Raw genomic sequence first — 17,884 nt, 5'->3', positions numbered from 1 at the left:
CTTCCGACGAAAGTGCCTTTAAAGATAGCGCCTTTGACGATGGCGCAGCCGACGATAGCGACGCTAACGGTAGCGTCGCCCGTCGAGTTCCAGCCAGCCTCCAGGGTGTTCGCCGCCCGGGTCATGATGAGTCCAGTGGATCACGCCACCCTGCGCATTCCAGACATACTCCCCGCGAAAACGTAAGCGATCGCCCGGCGCAATCGACTCCAGGCGCGGCGCCACGTCGATGTTGTGCGCAATCAGCAGCGTCTGCCCGGTCGCGAGCGCGACGATGATACGCTGGTGACGACTCCCCTCTCGGTCATCCGGCAAGACACGCTCGACCCTTCCCGCCGCTTCGATCGAGAACGCCTCGCGGTGCGTCTCGAACGCATGCTTGAGCGTCGTCTCGGCGCGGCTCTGGGAGGCAACGCCATCACCGGTATCGGAGCCAGGCACGGACGACGGAAATAGGCCTCCGGACCCGCCCAGCTGCTTGACCAGCGGCGCCACCGCAGCCAGAACCAACAGCCCGACCAGCACCCATCGATAACGCCTGAAACCGCTTTGTCGCATGCCAACTCGCTTTTCGATCGCCTGGATTTACGTCGATTCGATTTTACGTCGCTTCGACGTCCAATCGACAACGACGACTCACGCCCTCGACCAAATTCGCCGACATTATCTTCGTGGATACTATATTCGCCGACGCTATATTCGCCGACACTATATTCGCCGACGCTGTATTGGTCGGCACTGGCCCGATGTCGAAATCGGCCGTACAGACGCACAAAAAAAGGCCGAACCCAATTGAGGTTCGGCCTACGCTGTGTGCCCGTCCTGGGCTACCTACTCTGAGGACGAACTGTCGAAAGAGTTCCGGCTGGATGAAAAAAAACCCGTAAACTCTCGCCTCCCGGGTTAATCGTCACTCTCATCGAGTATCTGGACTCCCCGTTTCCACAGGCCAATCAACGAGCTGGGCGCCGCGCGTTCATCCAGTTCCCATTCGCGTGAAGGAAGACTCGACGAAATCTCCAGCGTGACGCGAAACCAGCGTCCGTCGGCCCCGGCCGGAGCGGCACCCGAGTTTCGGCGAGCATCGCCCTGGGAGTCCGATGGCGAATCGGCAGGGCCGTTAGCGTCAGCGCTTTGATGGATCGAACCCTGCCGATCGAGCTCTTCCAGCACCCGCTGCAGCTTGTTGCGCTGCGGCTCGCTCAATTCCTGACAGTCGATTCGCCTGGGTGCCGACAGGCCGGGAGTCACCACGAAACCACCCTCTCGGCTAACCAGCAATACGCTGGTCGACTCCAGCCAGAAGGGGCCCTTGCTGTTCATGACAGCACGCCCACATCCGCCCAGGCACGCTGAACGATGCGCGTGGCATCGCTGTCGGCGCCGAACCGCTTGGCCGCACAGTCGACGGTCAGCCGAGCGAACTCGGCGAAATTGCCGTCGCGCTGCAGTCGCGGGTCGGTCAACGCGTCGAACCAGACCGGACCGGCCTGCTCCCAGGCAAAGCCGCCGAACGCTTTTGCCGCCAGATAGAACGCGCGATTGGGAATGCCCGAATTGATGTGCACGCCGCCGTTGTCCGAAGAAGTCCGCACGAAATCGTCCATGTGACCGGGTTGCGGATCCTTGCCCAGCACCGGATCGTCGTAGGCGCTGCCAGGATTGGCCATTGAACGCAGGGCGCGCCCATTGACGCGATCGGTGAGTAGCCCCTCGCCGATCAGCCAGTCGGCCTCATCGACGCTCTGCTCGAAATGATGCTGCTTGACCATGGCGCCGAAGACATCCGCCAGCGACTCGTTGAGCGCTCCGGACTGATCGGCATAGACGAGTCCGGCTTCACGCTCGATGACGCCGTGGGTCAATTCGTGGGCAACGACATCGAGCGCCGCCGTGAAACGATTGAACAGTTCACCGTCACCGTCCCCGAAGACCATCTGGGCGCCGTTCCAGAAGGCGTTGTCGTAGTCTTCGCCATAGTGGACGGTCCCCAGCAGGGCCATGCCTTCGCCATCGATGGAAGCGCGCTCGAACACCTGCCAGTAGAAGACATGCGTGGCGCCAAGCCATCGATACGCTTCATCGACGGCCACGTCACCGCTATCGGGATCACCCTCTTCCCGAACCAGATTGCCCGGCAGCGTCTGCTGGTTGTTCGCGGAGTAGATGTAACGCGCGGCCTCGCCGGGTTTGCCGCTATCGGCGGGCCGCGCCTGGATCGCCGTGGCGTTACGCAATCGAAACTGGGCATCGGTCTGCAGCGTCGCCCGCGCACACTGCTGCAGTCGCGCATTGCCGTGAGACATGATGCGTTCGAGAACATGAGGCGGCATGATGCCTGCAAACCGGGTGGAATCAGTGGTTCCTGCCATTCGATCACCTCCTGTGAGCCAGAGTGAATGCTCACAGTGTGGTCCAATCTTCGGGCCGTCGCTGCCGCGTCATTGTTCCGTTTTGTCAGGAAATGAACTGAAGGTCGCTTCCCCGCAAGAGCCTAGGGTTTGTCTGAAAAGTCGTCGAGCGAATGTCGGACAAGGCAAAAATCGGCGAAGAGGGACCGGGCTGGTGTCCCAGTTTACGGGGTGTAAATGAGGACTTTGAGCCAATTTTTAACGACGTATGGCCGAGGGCAGGCAGTTTTCAGCCAAAGTCCAGCGAGTCAAGCCGCCACTCTCGACAAGCCATAGTCCGTGGGTTCTACCACGCCTGACAGCCGGCCGAGCTGCTCGAGATCCTGGCCGGCCAGGATCCGATCAAGGCGGCCCTGGCGGCTGTGGGCATTGAGAACCAGATGGACCTGCGAGGGTCGGCCCTGGGCGTCCAATCGCTGCACCCAGGCCAGCGCTCCGCTGGCGTATCGCACCAATGAGCCTACGGGGGCGATGCCGAACAGACGCACGTAGCGTTGTACCCACACATTGTCGAATACCTCTGGCTGACTCAGCAGATGCCGATACGCATCGACCAGCGGCCAGGCCTTGCGGTCAGCGCGCGGGCGCGTCAGTGCATCGATGACATCGACCACCGCGAGCATTCTGCCTAGATCGTCGATAGCGTCACCGCGAAGCCCGTGGGGATAACCACTGCCGTCGAGGCGCTCGTTGACCTGTTCGATCACTGGCGAGGCGATGGCCGGCGATAACCAGCGGCATTCGGCCAGTCGTTCGCTGATCTGCGTGACATGCCCCGGCAGCAGTGCCCGCTGCGAATCGCTCAGGGGCGCGCGACTCTCGAGCAGGCTGCTCGGCAACGACGCCTTGCCCAGATCGTGCACCAGCGCGCTGGCCACGATCGCTTTCAGCGAGTCGTTATCATATCCCTGACTGCGCGCCATATCGGCGGCGCGCACCGCTACCGACAGCGCGTGTCGCACGGCAGCGGGCTCGGATTCGAGATAACCCAGCGCGTAGAGCAATGACTCCCGACTCTGGCTGCCCAGCGTCAGCAGCGTATCGGCGTGCCGTGATAGCAGCGATGGTGCGATCACAGTGCCATTTTGCAGCTGTAGACTCTGGGCATTGAGATAGTCGGCGATTTTCCGCAGACGCCGGACGATCGCGCCGGCATCGCCCGCGGCGACGTTATCGGCGGTGACGGCCGATCTGGCCGATGATGGCCGACGCCCCTTCGGAAACCGAAACAGCGCTGAAGGCTCCAGCGGCTGATCGCTGGCCGATGCCCTGCGCACGCCCTCACGCTCGATCTCCTTGACGCAGTACCACAGAAATCGCTCGCTATCGATCGACAACTCATCGAACTCGCAGCCAACCAGCGCCATGGTCCAGTCGTCATCGGTCCGGATATGCCGCACCCGGCCCTTGAGCTCGAGATACCGTTGATTGGGAAAGATCAGCTCGAGGACGGAAAACGCCTGCGAGGGAGCCAGCTTGACGGCGTCCACCAGCCGCATGGCCAGCAGACATCCGCCCAACGACAAATTGCGAACGTCTGCCTCGATGACGGGCAGGTCGGCCGCCAGGGTCAAACGCGTCTCGACCCCCATCTCAGGACGTAGCGGGGCGCGAAATGTACCGCGCCGGTGAAGCGTGCTGACGAACTCCGGATAGCTGCAGAGAAATTTTATCCGCGGCGTGTCATCCAGGCGTTGGATCATCGTCAGCGCCGAGGTGCGAACCAACGCGCCCCTGACATGACCGATGAGGTGAAACGGATCGCCCCGGGTTAGCGGCTCGGCCAGAGCCGGCGCCGTCGTCACATCCACGACCAGCGACTGAGGATGGAGAACGTCGTCCAGCAGCACCGGCCAGAAGGCGCTACCGGCGGCATCGAATGCCAGGTTGACGCTGCCCTGAAGACAGAGCGGCTCCAGCCACTCCCGCAGGGCAGGGGCTTGATAGATATCCGTGGAGGCAGAGTCGGACATGAGGGCTCCGAAAACACGTGGCGCGATCGCGAAGAACGGTTCAGGAGACGAGTTTACCGCCGTTTCCCGATATTATGTAACAATTCGTTATCGACCGTTTCGAAACCTTCTTGATCCTGAGCCGCTCTCCGTCTCCGATCCGCGTACAGTGATGTCCTCAGTGCTCTGGAGAGAGCGTTGCCAGATCCGAGGCGGAGTAGCCCAGTAGATAAAGCAGCCCGTCGAGCCCCATGACCGAAACGGAAAGCGCAGCCTGTCGACGCACCAGCGGCTTGGCGTGAAAGGCCACGCCCAGGCCGGCGGCCGCCAGCATCTCGAGATCGTTGGCGCCGTCGCCCACGGCCACGGCCTGGCCCGGATCCCAGCCTTCGCGTTCGACGATCTGCTTGAGCATCATCGCCTTGCGCTCGGCGTCGATGATCGGCTCCTGTACCTCGCCGGTCACCCTACCATCGCGAATCACCAGTTCGTTGGCATGGATCTCGTCGAAACCCAGCCTCGCCTGCAGATAGCGGGCAAAATAGGTGAAACCGCCGGACAGAATCGCCGTGCGATAACCCAGCCGCTTGAGATAGCCCATCAGCCGCTCGAGCCCCGGCATCAGCGGTAACGACTCGGCGATGTCGGCCAGTACCGACTCATCGAGGCCCTCGAGCTTGCTCATGCGTTCGCGAAAGCTCTGCTGAAAGTCGAGTTCGCCCCGCATCGCGCGCTCGGTTATGGCAGCGACTTCGTCGTAGACACCGTGGCGTCGGGCCAATTCATCGATGACCTCGGCCTGAATCAGCGTCGAATCCATGTCGAAGCAGATCAGTCGGCGATGCCGTCGCCAGAGATCGGCAGGCTGCAATGCCAGATCGACGGCGAAACGCTCGCTCAGGGCGAGGATCTTTTCGCGCAGCAGCGTCGAGTCACGTACCGCACCACTGAGCCGCCACTCCAGACAGGCACCTGCATCGCCCGGCGAGTTGGCCGCATCGAGCCGGCTCTCGGCGGAAAGACGTCTGACCTGCTGGATGGTCAATCCCTGCTCGGCCGTCAGCGCACCGACTTCCGCCATGACCTCCGCCGACAGCGCGGGTGCCATCAAGGTCAGTACCCAGACAGGATCCTTGGCAACATCCGCCCATAGCGTTTCGCTTTTGGCGGACACCGCTTCGACTCGACAATCCAGACCGAACACGTCACCGGCCGTCGGCAGCATCGCGCCGAGATCATCGGCGGTCTCGACCAGCGCTTCCAGCGTGACTTCACCGAAGGCGACGTGCTGGCTCAGGTCCAGCAGACGGCAGTTGGCGCTGACCAGTGCCGTACCCAGTGCAGCCGTCTGACCGGGCCGTGCAGGCCCGGTGGCTCGCACCACAAAACGTTGTGACATCTTTTCCCCACGAAGCGCCGCAATGCGCTTTCTCTCTTTATCAAATGCTCGTTATCAAATACTCGTTACCAGATATTCATCATCAACTCGTGCTTTCAGGACTCGATCTCCAGTCGGTCGACTTTCTGGAATCCCCGCGCCAGCTTGCTGCCGCGGCGGCCGCGCTCGCCGGTGTAGTACTCGAGGTCTGCCGTCTTCAGGGTCTGCTTGCGCTTGCCGGCATGCACGATCAGCGAAGCGCCCTCCGGCAGCAACACCAGATCGCGGACGAACTCTTCACGTCTCGCCGCTTTGGCGCCTGGGATGTCGATCATCTTGTTGCCCTTGCCTTTCGACATCTCCGGCAACTGGGACAGCGCAAAGACCAGCAGCCGCCCCTCATTGGAAACCGCGGCGACCCTTACCCCGTCGCCCGCCGGTATCGCCTTGGGCGGCATGACATTGCAACCCTTGGGCACCGAAAGCACCGATTTGCCGGCCTTGTTCTTGCCCAGCAGGTCTTCGAGCCTGACCACGAAACCGTAGCCGCCGTCGGACGCCAGCAGATAGCGGGCGCTGGGCACGTCGAGCATCAGCCCGGTCATGGTCGCCCCGGCCGGGGGATTGATCCGCCCGGTCACCGGCTCGCCCTGACCGCGTGCCGAGGGCAGGTTGTGCGCGCTCAGCGTATAGCTGCGCCCGCTATCGTCGAGCAGCACCAGCGGCTGGTTGGTCTTGCCTCGTGCCGCCAGATGAAAACTGTCGCCGGCCTTGTAGGAAAGTCCCGCGGGATCGATATCGTGACCCCGCGCCGCACGAATCCAGCCTTTATCGGACAGCACTACTGTGACCGGATCGGCGCCTACCAGTTCCACCTCGGAGAGCGCTCTGGCCTCGCTGCGTTCGACCAGCGGCGAACGGCGAGGATCGCCGTAGGCCTCGGCCGCTTCCCGCAGCTCCTTCTCGACCAGGTCGGTCATCGCCGACTCGGACCCGAGCAGCTTGTTGAGACGTTTGCGTTCAGCCTCGAGCTCGTCCTGCTCGCCGCGAATCTTCATCTCCTCGAGCTTGGCGAGGTGACGCAGACGCAGTTCCAGGATCGCTTCCGCCTGACGCTCGGTGATGCCGAACGCGCTCATCAGCGCCGGCTTGGGCTCGTCCTCCTCGCGAATGATACGGATCACTTCGTCGATGTTGAGATACGCGATCAGCAACCCTTCGAGCAGGTGCAGACGATCCTCGACCTTGCCGAGGCGATGCTCCAGGCGACGACGCACCGTGGTGCGGCGGAACGTCAGCCACTCGCCGAGCATGGCGTTCAGTGCCAGGACCCGAGGCCGGCCGTCGAGCGCGATCACGTTGAGATTGACGCGGATGCTTTTCTCGAGATCGGTGGTGGCGAATAGGTGCGCCATCAGTCCGTCGGCGTCGATGCGATTGGAGCGCGGCTCGATCACCAGCCGCGTCGGCGTCTCGTGGGTCGACTCGTCGCGCAGATCCGCCACCATCGGCAGCTTCTTGGCCTGCATCTGGGCCGCGATCTGTTCGAGTACCTTGGCCCCGCTGACCTGATACGGCACCGCGGTGATCACGATGTTGCCGTCTTCACGCTCGTAGCGGGCGCGCAGCTTGACCGAGCCGCGACCGGTCTCGTAGAGCTTGCGCAGGTCGGCCGGCGGCGAAATGATCTCGGCGTCGGTGGGGAAATCCGGCGCCGGCAGATACTGCATCAGATCCGCGACGCTGGCCTCGGGCTGGCGCAACAGATGGCAGGTCGCCTCGACCACTTCCACCACGTTATGCGGCGGAATATCGGTGGCCATCCCCACGGCGATGCCGGTGCCACCGTTGAGCAGCACGTGCGGCAGGCGCGACGGCAGCACGGCCGGCTCGTTCATGGTGCCGTCGAAGTTGGGCGTCCAGTCGACGGTGCCCTGCCCCAGCTCCGCCAGCAGCGTCTCGGAGAAACGCGACAGCCGCGCCTCGGTATAGCGCATGGCGGCGAAAGACTTGGGATCGTCCGGGCTACCCCAGTTGCCCTGACCGTCGACCAGCGGATAGCGATAGCTGAACGGCTGCGCCATCAGCACCATCGCTTCGTAGCAGGCGCTATCGCCGTGGGGGTGGAATTTACCCAGCACGTCGCCGACGGTACGCGCCGACTTCTTGTACTTGGCGTTGGCGGTCAATGCCAGCTCGCGCATGGCGTAGACGATACGGCGCTGCACCGGCTTCATGCCGTCGCCGATATGCGGCAACGCGCGGTCGAGAATCACGTACATCGAATAATCGAGATACGCCTTTTCGGTGTACTCCTTGAGCGAAAGGCGTTCGACGTCGCCTTCCGCTATCTGAATATCCATGGTCATACGATTTTGACCTTGTTCACGATTGTGGAATCGTTGAGGGCAGCGCCCTCGTTAAACCTGTTAGCCGCCGCGAGCTACGGGCCGCGAGCTTCGAGCTTCAAGCTTCGAGCTACGAGCTACGAGCTACGAGCAACACTGTAATGGCGAGTCTTTTTTTGCCGCTCAATCACGTCGCGGAGCCCATTCGAGCGCAGAAAGGCTCAGACTTCGATCTCGGCCATGTTGCCGTAGTCTTCCAGCCAACTTTTCCTGTCGCCCGCCCGCTTGCGCGCCAGCAGCATATCCATCATTTCCAGCGTGCCGTCGTCGCGCTCACGGGTCAGCTGGACCAGCCGCCGGGTGTCGACGGCCATGGTGGTCTCGCGCAGCTGTAGCGGACTCATCTCGCCCAGGCCCTTGAAGCGCTGAACGTTGGGCGTGCCGCGCTTGCCTTCGAGGCGTTTGAGCGTGGCCGCCTTTTCGCTTTCGTCGAGCGCATAGAAGACTTCCTTGCCCAGATCGATGCGGTAGAGCGGCGGCATGGCGACGAAGGCGTGACCGGCATCGACCAGCGCCGGGAAGTGGCGCACGAACAGCGCGCACAGGAGTGTGGCGATGTGCAGGCCGTCGGAGTCGGCATCGGCGAGAATGCAGACCTTGTGGTAGCGAAGCTTGGAGAGATCGTCGCTGCCCGGATCGAGGCCGATCGCCACGGCGATGTCGTGGACTTCCTGCGAGCTGTAGATATCGGCGGATTCGACTTCCCAGGTGTTGAGGATCTTGCCGCGCAACGGCAGGATTGCCTGGGTCTCGCGATTGCGCGCCTGCTTGGCGCTGCCGCCGGCGGAGTCCCCCTCGACCAGGAACAGCTCACTCGAGACCGGATCCTGGCCGGAGCAGTCGGCCAGCTTGCCGGGCAGTGCCGGCCCGGAGGTGATCTTCTTGCGCGCCACCTTCTTGGCGCTCTTCTGGCGCCGCTGGGCGGCGTTGATCACCAGTTCGGCCAGCTGTTCGGCCTGGTCAACGTGGTGATTGAGCCACAGCGAGAAGGCATCCTTGACCACGCCGGAGACGAAGCCCGCCACCGTGCGCGACGACAGCCGCTCCTTGGTCTGGCCGGCGAATTGCGGATCGAGCATCTTGATCGAGAGCACGAACGACACCTTCTCCCACAGGTCCTCCGGTGACAGCTTGACGCCGCGCGGCAGCAGACTGCGGTATTCGCAGAACTCCCGCACCGCCTCGAGCAGACCGCTGCGGAAGCCGTTGACGTGGGTTCCACCGAGCGGCGTCGGGATCAGGTTGACGTAGGACTCGAGCACCGGCTCGCCGCCCTCCGGCAGCCACTGGATGGCCCAGTCGACGCCCTGTTCCTCGTCCTCGAAATGGCCGGTGAAAGGTGACGGCGGCAGCACCTCGAAGCCATCCGTCGCCTGGGCGAGGTAGTCACGCAGACCGTCTTCGTACTGCCACACGTTTTCGGCGCCGTCGGTCTCCTTGAGCACGACCGTGAGCCCAGGGCACAGCACCGCCTTGGCGCGCATCAGATGCTTCAACCGTGGCAGAGAGAGCTTGGCGCTGTCGAAATAGTCGGCTTCCGGCCAGAAGCGCACCACGGTGCCGGTCGCCCGCTTGGCGCAGCTGCCGATGATCGACAGCTCCTCGACCTTCTCGCCCTTCTCGAACGCGATGCCGTAGCGATTGCCCTCGCGACACACCTCGACCTCGAGGCGCGTCGACAGCGCGTTGACCACCGAGACGCCGACCCCGTGCAGACCGCCGGAAAAGCGATAGCTCGACTGGGAGAACTTGCCGCCGGCGTGCAGCCGGGTGAGGATCAGCTCCACCCCGGTGACGCCATGTTCCGGATGGATATCGATCGGCATGCCGCGGCCGTCGTCGGAGACCTCGATGCCGCCGTCGTCGAGCAGGACGACACGAACCGTCCGGGCGTGTCCGGCCAGCGCCTCATCGACGCTGTTGTCGATGACTTCCTGCACCATATGGTTGGGGCGGGTCGTGTCGGTATACATGCCCGGCCGCTTGCGGACCGGATCGAGGCCGGAAAGCACCTCGATGGAGCTGGCACTGTATTGTGTCATGCAGGGTCTCGCCACGTTTGTAAGGTCAGAATCACTGGGTCAAAGTCACTGGGTCAAAGTTGCCGCGTCAAAGTCACTGGATCGAAATCGCCGCGCCATCAAATCGTCGCGGCAGCCCTGACACCGGCAAGGCGTGATGATCGAACAACAACCGATATCAAGATTTCTCTACCCCGAGCAGGATTGGCGACGATGATACATTACTGGACAGGCATACAGTAATGGTTTTGCCGCCGGAGATCAGCAGAGCTCCCTCAAGAGAACTCGAGGGAATCCGGCACGTGCCAGCCGCCGTGGGCGAAAAGCGCGGGCAGGTAGTCGGGCAGAACATTGAAGCTGTGATCGCCGCCCGGATGAATCAGCGTTCGACTGCCGGCATAGGCGCGCAGCGCGTCCCGACAGTCCAGCGTTTCGTCCGCGCCGCCCAGCAGCAGCAGATAGCGTGCCGGGTGCACGATGCGGTCCCATTGCAGCGCGGTCAATTGGTCGAAATAGCTATTGTCGATCGTGAAACGCTCACCGGAGTCGTCGTTGACCAGCGTCTGCCCCATATAATCGGCCACGAACCGGGCGGGCTGAACCGCGGGGTTGATCAGCACGGCGCGAAGGCCGTGACGCTCCGCCAGAATCGTCGCCAGGAAGCCCCCCATGGAGCTTCCGACCAGCAGCGTATCGTCATGCCCCAGCTGTTCGAGGGCCGCTTCCGCCTGCTGCCACGCCACATTCGGGCGATGTGACAGATCCGGGATCAGACACTCGAACGGACGCCCTTCGTGCCGCGCCAACGCTTCGCAGGCGCGCTTGACCAGCTGCGCCTTGGGCGAAGCGCTGCTGCTGTTGAAGCCGTGCAGATACAGCAGCGCCCTGGCCGGCCGAACGCCAGCCTGCGGATCATTCGGCATTGGTCGCTCCGTCGCTTTCGTCCGTCACCGGGCCTTCTGTCCCTGCCAGATCGCCTCGATCAAGCCACGACTGGAATCGTCCAGCGAGTCCAACCCATTCTGGGTCGCGATGATCTCTTCGGTTTCGGTAGCGATCTGCTTGCCCAGTTCGACGCCCCACTGATCGAAGGAATCGATATCCCAGATCACGCCCTGCACGAATACCTTGTGCTCGTAGAGTGCGATCAACGCCCCCAACGTGGCCGGATTGAGGCTGTCGAACATCAGCGTCGACGAGGGCTGGTTGCCGCGATACCGCTTGTAGCTGGGCGGCGTGCCCTCGGTCTTCACCGCATCGTCGCCGAGCATCAGGACCCGGGATTGCGCAAAGCAGTTGGCTAGCGCCAGGCGATGCTGAGCCATCAGATCATCACGGAAGCGCTCGTCCTCGACGTCGTTGTAGCGGTTGACCGGGGCGATGAAATCGCAGGCCACCGGCTGGGTACCCTGGTGCAGCAGCTGATAGAACGCGTGCTGACCGTTGGGGCCGATCTCGCCCCAGATCACCGGGCAGGTGGAATAATCGACCACGGCGTCGTCGTTGGTCACCGACTTGCCGTTGGACTCCATCTCCAGTTGCTGGAAATACCCGGGCAGGTGCTTGAGACGCCCATCGTAGGGCAGCACCGCATGGGAGCGAATATCGAGAAAGTTGACGTTCCAGATACCGATCAACGCCAGCTGTACCGGCAGGTTTTCCGCCAGATCGGCGGTACGGAAGTGCTCGTCCATGGCATGGGCGCCCGCCAGCAGCTGGCGGAAGTTGTCCATACCCACACGGATCGCGATCGGCAGCCCGATCGCGCTCCAGAACGAATAGCGACCGCCGACCCAGTCCCAGAACAGCAGCTGATTGGCGGGATCGATGCCCCACTCGGTCATCTTTTCCGGCTTGGTGGAGACGCCGACGAAGTGAAAGCGCTTGATCAACGACTCGCCGCAGCCTAGACGGGTCGCGATCCAGTCGAGCGCGGTCGAGGCATTCGATAGCGTATCGATGGTGCCGAAGGACTTCGACGAGAGAATGAACAGCGTTGTCTCGGGATTGAGCCAGCTCAGGAAATCTGCCAGCTGCGAGCCGTCCATGGTCGAGGCGAAGTGCGTCGACACCTCGAAGACGTCGTCGGGCTCGAAATCGGTCAGCGCCGACGTCACCATCAGCGGCCCCAGATCCGAGCCGCCGACGCCGAGATTGACCACGTCGGTGATCGGCTTGCCGGTCGCACCGCGCCATTGGCCGTTCAACAGCTTCTCGACCAGCGTTTCCATCTTGTCGAGGGTGGCGTGGACGTCGCTGACCACTTCGACGCCTTCGACCTCGAGTTCGGCATCACGCGGCAGGCGCAGGGCGGTGTGGAGTGCCGGGCGATCTTCGGTGCGATTGACCCGCTCTCCCGACAGCAGCCTCTGGATGGCGTCAGGTACGTCAGCCTCTCGCGCCAGCGACTGCAACTGCTCCCGGACCTCCGTCGTCCACCGCTGCTTGGACAGATCCATCTGAATGCCCGCGGCCTCGAGATGGAACTCGTCGAAGCGCGGCGCCTGCTGGAACAGGGTCTTCAGATGGACATCCCGCATGCCCCCGTCGAGCTGCTGCTCGAGCGCTTTCCATGCCTGGGTTTCACGAATCGACATCTATGGCTCTCCTTGTCACGTGCAGCGAAGAGACGCAAAACGTACACTGTCGCCTCAGCGGGCGTATCCCACGCGTTCCGTTCGCTTCACGCTCTCCCAATTAAGAATATCTTTCGGCAATGATTGACGCATCTTACCGTGACGCCATCTTTTCGACACCCCTCGATCGCGTGGCGAGCTTCTCGTTCGACGAACGGGTGGTGGCCTGCTTTCCGGATATGGTCCGGCGTTCGATTCCCGGCTACGGCCAGATACTCGGCATGTTCGGCGTCATCGCCGAGCGCCACCTGCGCCACGGCGCGCATGTCTACGATCTCGGCTGTTCGCTGGGTGCCGTTGGGCTGGCGCTGGCGGGGCGTCTGCCCGCTGACGCCTTCGCACTGACCGGCGTCGATCTTTCCCCGACGATGATCGCGCGAGCTCGCGAGATCGCCGCGACAGAGTGCCCCGATCACCCGATCACGTTTGTCGAAGGCGACATTCGCCACGTCGACTACTGCTCCAGCGGGATGATCGTGCTCAACTTCACGTTGCAGTTCCTGCCGCCAGCGGACCGTGACGCCGTGATCGCCCGGCTGTACGCGGCACTGGAGCCCGGCGGCATCCTGGTGCTGTCGGAAAAGATTGTTGCCGAGGACGAGCAGGAGAACGCCTGGCTGGTCGAGCGCTACCACGATTTCAAGCGCGCCAACGGCTACAGCGACATGGAGATCAGTCAGAAACGTACCGCCCTGGAGAACGTGCTGGTACCGGACTCGCTGGCCGCGCACCACCAGCGCCTGACTCAGGCCGGTTTCTCCCGGGTCACCACCTGGTTTCAGTACCTTAACTTTGCGTCCCTCATTGCTTTCAAGGACAAGGATGCCTGACACCCCGACGACCACGCTCGAGGACGCCGAACGCCGACTCTATCTCGCTTTTCTGGAAATCGGATTGACTCGCTGGCTGGCGCTGCTGCCCGAGCAGCTGGCACGTGGGCTCGATCGCCGCCGCCACGGCGATCTGCCGGCGTGGGAGAAGGCGGTGGCCAAGCTGCCGGCGTTGCCGGCCATACGCCAGGTCGACCTGCAGGCTGACAGCGTCACGGTGGAACTCGCACTGAGCGATGCCGAGCGCCGACGCTGCGAGAACCTGCTGAAGATCCTGATGCCGTGGCGCAAGGGCCCTTATCGGCTCGGCGACATCGACATCGATACCGAGTGGCGTTCGGACTGGAAGTGGCAACGTGTCGCGCCACACCTTTCGTCACTCGACGGCCGGCGAATTCTGGATGTCGGCGGCGGCAACGGCTATCACGCCTGGCGTATGGCGGGGGCCGGCGCGGCTTTCGTGCTGGTGATCGACCCCTCGCCGCGCTTCTACTACCAGTTCCACGCCGTGCGTCACTTCGTCGGAGACGCCGATGACGGCCGCACCCACTTTCTGCCGGTCGGCATCGAAGATGTCCCGGACAGGCTCGCCGCCTTCGACACCGTGTTCTCGATGGGCGTGCTCTATCATCGGCCTTCACCGCTGGAGCATCTGCTGCAGTTGAAAGACGCGCTGGTACCCGGTGGCGAGCTGGTATTGGAAACCCTGGTGGTCGAGGGTGAAGCACAGACGGTCTTCATGCCCGGCGAGCGCTATGCCAGCATGCCCAACGTCTATTTCCTGCCCTCTTCGAGCGCGCTGGCACATTGGCTCGAGCGCTGCGGCTTCGAAGCCATTCGTTGCGTCGATGAGACGATCACCACCCTCGAAGAGCAGCGTTCGACCGAGTGGATGACGTTCCATTCACTGGCCGATTTCCTGGACCCCGTCGACCGTACGAAGACGATCGAGGGTTATCCCGCGCCGCGCCGGGCGACATTGATCGCCCGCAAGCCCGGATAATGGATCGGCCAGCTCAGGGCTTGGGCGACTCTTTCGGGGCAACCGCCTCGCGCCGAATTCGCCAATCTTCCAGGCCCACGCGAGCTTGCGCGCGGCGTGCCTGTTCGCGCAGCGCGTCGGAGGGCGTCGCTTCGGACTCCAATAGCCCATTCGACCAGCGATAGTAGGTCGGGTCGGCGAGATTCGTCACCGCACCAGCCTTGCTCACCATCACGCCTTCCCCGCCATCCTGATCGTTGAAGGTCAGCGCCGCGGGTGACGTCATCGGCGTGTAGAGATCACGCCCGACCCAGGGTATCCGCGATTCCGACAGCGAATGCGCCCAGAGCGTGGGGAAGATGTCGCGATGGCTGGTCCAATCGTCGATCTGCGCTTCATCGCCCTGCCGATAGGCTGGCGGCACCCACATCAGGATCGGCACACCGAACTGGTCGAACAGATTCTCGGCGTCGGGATAGCTCATCAACGAACGGGTATTGTGATCGCCGGTGGCCGCGAACAGGGTATGGTCCATCAGGCCCGCCGCCTCGAGATCGTCGAGGAAACCGCCCATGCTGTCGTTGGCGTACTGGTAGGTTTCGAGGATCGAGCTGCCGAGCTCGGACGAGACGGCAAGCGCATCGCCCAGGCTCGAGACATCCAGCGGCCCGGGCTCGTAACTCTCGGGAATCTCGTAAGGCGGGTGGTTGGTGATCGACAGCATCACCAGCAGCACTTTCTCGCCCTTGGCATCGGCCTCCTTCAGCAGCGCCTCGCCGTAGCGGAACATCCACTCATCGAAGAGCCCCCAGGTACTGCCTTGCGCCTCGGGGAATCGTTCCCGGATCGCGTTCTCGCCAAGCACCTCGTCGAAGCCCTGACGCTTGAGCGCGCCATCGAGATTGCGCCAATGCGCCGAACCGGCGGTCAGGAAGACGGTGTGGTAACCCGCCCGTTCGTAAGGCGCCACCACCGAGGTGGAGTACTGGCGATAGCCGTAGCGTCCCTGGGTCAGCGGCGTGATGGGCGTGTCGAACAGCAATCCCTCCAGGCTGGGATGCGTGCCGTTACCCGAGGACAGGGAGTGGGGAAAGTAGTCGGCTTTCTTTTCCAGCCACGGTCGCAGCCGGCCCAGCAGGTCGTTGCGTTCGGGGTCATCGAAATCCAGCGGGGGACGGCCCCAGCTCTCCATCAGGCTGACCACGACGTGCGGTGGTCGGCGCTCGGCCGCGGTGACCGCCGGCGTCTTGTCGCTCATGTGGTCGGATACCGCCTGGGGGGTCTCTGCCCCGGACCAGCCAAGCGCCGCTGCCGCTTCCATGGGTGTGGCGAAACCATAACGCTTCAATCCCGAACGCGGATCGTCATCGATCTGACTCACCTCGCGCTCGCCCCAGGCCAGGTAGAACGCCTGCGGCCCGCTGGGGACCAGATCATTGACGAACGCATTCGACGAGACCGCCATATGCATCTCGCGTAACGGGAATGCGCCCAGACTGCCCCGCCCCAGGCCTACCAGGGCGACGATGGAAACCACAGCGAGGAGACCCGTCCGTCGCCAGCCGAGTCCGCGCCGCGAACGTCGGTGGCCATGGCGCATCAACACGATCTGCGTCCCCGTCATGCCGATCAGCGCGATCACCAGGGGGATAAACGGATAGTCACTCCAGATGGTCTGCAGTACCGCTCGGGTATCGTCCTCGAACAGGCCGAAGATCAGCGAGTTGATCGGGCCCTGATAAAAGCTGAAGTAGAAATGGTTGATCAATGCCAGCAGATTGACCAGCACCATGATCACGATGGCCCAGACCAGCCACAGGCGACGCCAGCTGGCGATGACGACCCGCGGCAACGGCAGTAGCGCCGTCGCCACCAGCAGCCAGGGGCCGAGCAGCGTCGCCATGATCTTGGCATCGAAGCGCAAACCCATCCAGAACGCCCTGGCGATCTCGCTGGCCGGTACATCCAGCGAAGGCGGCGCCTCGAGTTGCCACAACGCGAAGCGCATCAGGGCCAGCGTGACGACCGCGATGAGACCCAACCGCCAGAGCTGGCGGTTCATTTCACGCCAGTGCTGCCAGCGCGTCGTCGTCATGGGTTCGTTGGGCATATGTCATCTCGACCGGATAGGCGGGCACACTATACCGGCCCCGGTCGACGCTGACGATGTCTTGGCGGACTCGCGGAAAGCGGCAGACGCCCCGTACACGAAAACGCGCGGCATGAGCCGCGCGTCGTGGAACCTCATCGCTTGCCTGGCGTCAGGGGCACGGTCCGCTCTGGATATTGGCCTGAGTGATGTTGCTCTCGGCGGGTACGCTGCAGGTCAGCCAGACATTGCCGCCGATGATCGACCCCTGACCCACCGTGATACGCCCCAGGATGGTCGCACCCGCGTAGATCACCACGTCGTCCTCGACGATGGGGTGACGCGGCAGGCCTTTCTCGAGATGGCCTTTCTCGTCCGCCGGGAAGCGCTTGGCGCCGAGCGTGACGGCCTGATAGAGCCGCACGCGGTTGCCGATGATCGCTGTCTCGCCGATCACCACCCCGGTGCCGTGATCGATGAAGAAGCCTTCGCCGATCCGGGCACCGGGATGAATGTCGATGCCGGTATCGGAGTGGGCCAGCTCGGCGATGATCCGCGCCACCAGCCCGGCGCCCGCCTGATAAAAATAGTGGGCAATACGATGGTAGATCACGGCGTGGACGCCGGGGTAGCAGAGCAGCACCTCGTCGACGCTACGTGCCGCCGGATCGCCATAGAACGCGGCCATCACATCGTCGTCGAGGCGCCGACGCAGACTGGGCAGGCTATCCGCGAAACCCTGAATGATCTGCGTCGCCACCGCCTGATGCTCGGAAGCCTTGTCGCCGTTGAGCCGGGCCATGTAGCGCAGCTCGAGCAGCACTTCCTCGTGCAGCGCATTGAGCGCACGGTCCAGCGTGTGGCCGACGTAGAAGTCCTCGCTCTCCTTGCGCAGATCGGATGGCCCCAGACGCATCGGGAAGATGGCGCCGCTCAGCGACTCCAGCGTTTCCCTGATGCGATGCCGCGACGGCAACTCGCGACAGCCCTTCTCTTTTTCCCGGCCGTTCTGAGCGCGCCACTGTTCACGGGTGGCACGCAGCTGGGAGACGATACCGTCGAGCTGCCAGTTGACGTGTTGCATGGAAGTTTCCTTTCAATCGCGGACGCAAGCGTCGGGCCGGAGCGACATGATACACCTGGCGGCGCCCGGGCCAAACGTTACCGCGGCGCCGGC

13 protein-coding genes are annotated in these 17,884 nt (G+C 63.2%); 2 read left to right on the top strand and 11 right to left on the bottom strand.

Annotated elements, in window-relative coordinates; translation table 11 throughout:
- Positions 1-63: 63 nt before the first annotated feature.
- From ACUN9V_RS08630 to pgi, 9 genes are all read right to left on the bottom strand, one after another.
- Positions 64-558, bottom strand: coding sequence for a DUF3465 domain-containing protein (locus tag ACUN9V_RS08630; RefSeq protein WP_445511102.1), 495 nt, complete (start codon positions 556-558; stop codon positions 64-66).
- 345 nt (positions 559-903) lie between these two features.
- Complete coding sequence (locus ACUN9V_RS08625; protein WP_445511101.1) at positions 904-1,323, bottom strand: protealysin inhibitor emfourin; 420 nt, start codon at positions 1,321-1,323, stop codon at positions 904-906.
- Positions 1,320-2,372, bottom strand: coding sequence for a M4 family metallopeptidase (locus ACUN9V_RS08620; RefSeq protein ID WP_075563873.1), 1,053 nt, complete (start codon positions 2,370-2,372; stop codon positions 1,320-1,322). The genes ACUN9V_RS08625 and ACUN9V_RS08620 overlap by 4 nt, the downstream gene beginning before the upstream one ends.
- A 287-nt stretch (positions 2,373-2,659) precedes the next feature.
- Positions 2,660-4,384, bottom strand: a complete 1,725-nt coding sequence (locus tag ACUN9V_RS08615; RefSeq protein WP_445511100.1) for an HD domain-containing phosphohydrolase — start codon at positions 4,382-4,384, stop codon at positions 2,660-2,662.
- A 157-nt stretch (positions 4,385-4,541) separates the two neighbouring features.
- Positions 4,542-5,762, bottom strand: a complete 1,221-nt coding sequence (gene serB, locus ACUN9V_RS08610) for a phosphoserine phosphatase SerB (protein WP_445511099.1) — start codon at positions 5,760-5,762, stop codon at positions 4,542-4,544.
- A 95-nt stretch (positions 5,763-5,857) separates the two neighbouring features.
- Entirely contained in the window at positions 5,858-8,110 is a 2,253-nt protein-coding gene (gene parC, locus ACUN9V_RS08605; protein WP_445511098.1) for a DNA topoisomerase IV subunit A, read from the bottom strand.
- 200 nt (positions 8,111-8,310) lie between these two features.
- Positions 8,311-10,191, bottom strand: a complete 1,881-nt coding sequence (gene parE / locus ACUN9V_RS08600) for a DNA topoisomerase IV subunit B (RefSeq protein WP_075563869.1) — start codon at positions 10,189-10,191, stop codon at positions 8,311-8,313.
- Positions 10,192-10,445: 254 nt separating this feature from the next.
- Positions 10,446-11,093, bottom strand: coding sequence for a YqiA/YcfP family alpha/beta fold hydrolase (locus tag ACUN9V_RS08595; RefSeq protein WP_445511097.1), 648 nt, complete (start codon positions 11,091-11,093; stop codon positions 10,446-10,448).
- Between the two features lie 24 nt (positions 11,094-11,117).
- Positions 11,118-12,767, bottom strand: coding sequence for a glucose-6-phosphate isomerase (pgi, locus tag ACUN9V_RS08590; RefSeq protein WP_445511096.1), 1,650 nt, complete (start codon positions 12,765-12,767; stop codon positions 11,118-11,120).
- Between the two features lie 119 nt (positions 12,768-12,886).
- On the opposite strand from pgi, the gene cmoA reads away from it, so the two are divergent.
- Both cmoA and cmoB read left to right on the top strand, forming a co-directional pair.
- Positions 12,887-13,636, top strand: a complete 750-nt coding sequence (gene cmoA, locus ACUN9V_RS08585) for a carboxy-S-adenosyl-L-methionine synthase CmoA (protein WP_075563866.1) — start codon at positions 12,887-12,889, stop codon at positions 13,634-13,636.
- On the top strand, positions 13,629-14,639 hold the full coding sequence (gene cmoB, locus ACUN9V_RS08580) for a tRNA 5-methoxyuridine(34)/uridine 5-oxyacetic acid(34) synthase CmoB (protein WP_445511095.1): 1,011 nt from the start codon (positions 13,629-13,631) through the stop codon (positions 14,637-14,639). The genes cmoA and cmoB overlap by 8 nt, the downstream gene beginning before the upstream one ends.
- A 13-nt stretch (positions 14,640-14,652) precedes the next feature.
- On the opposite strand, the gene ACUN9V_RS08575 is transcribed toward cmoB, so the two are convergent.
- Both ACUN9V_RS08575 and epsC read right to left on the bottom strand, forming a co-directional pair.
- The gene (locus ACUN9V_RS08575) at positions 14,653-16,728 is read right to left on the bottom strand and encodes an LTA synthase family protein (RefSeq protein WP_445511094.1); all 2,076 of its coding nucleotides are present in this window, start codon (positions 16,726-16,728) and stop codon (positions 14,653-14,655) included.
- A 151-nt stretch (positions 16,729-16,879) separates the two neighbouring features.
- Complete coding sequence (gene epsC / locus ACUN9V_RS08570) at positions 16,880-17,791, bottom strand: serine O-acetyltransferase EpsC (protein WP_445511093.1); 912 nt, start codon at positions 17,789-17,791, stop codon at positions 16,880-16,882.
- Between the last annotated feature and the right edge of the window lie 93 nt (positions 17,792-17,884).

The organism is Salinicola sp. V024 (assembly GCF_052645315.1).
This window is presented reverse-complemented; position numbering and strand designations above follow the sequence as displayed.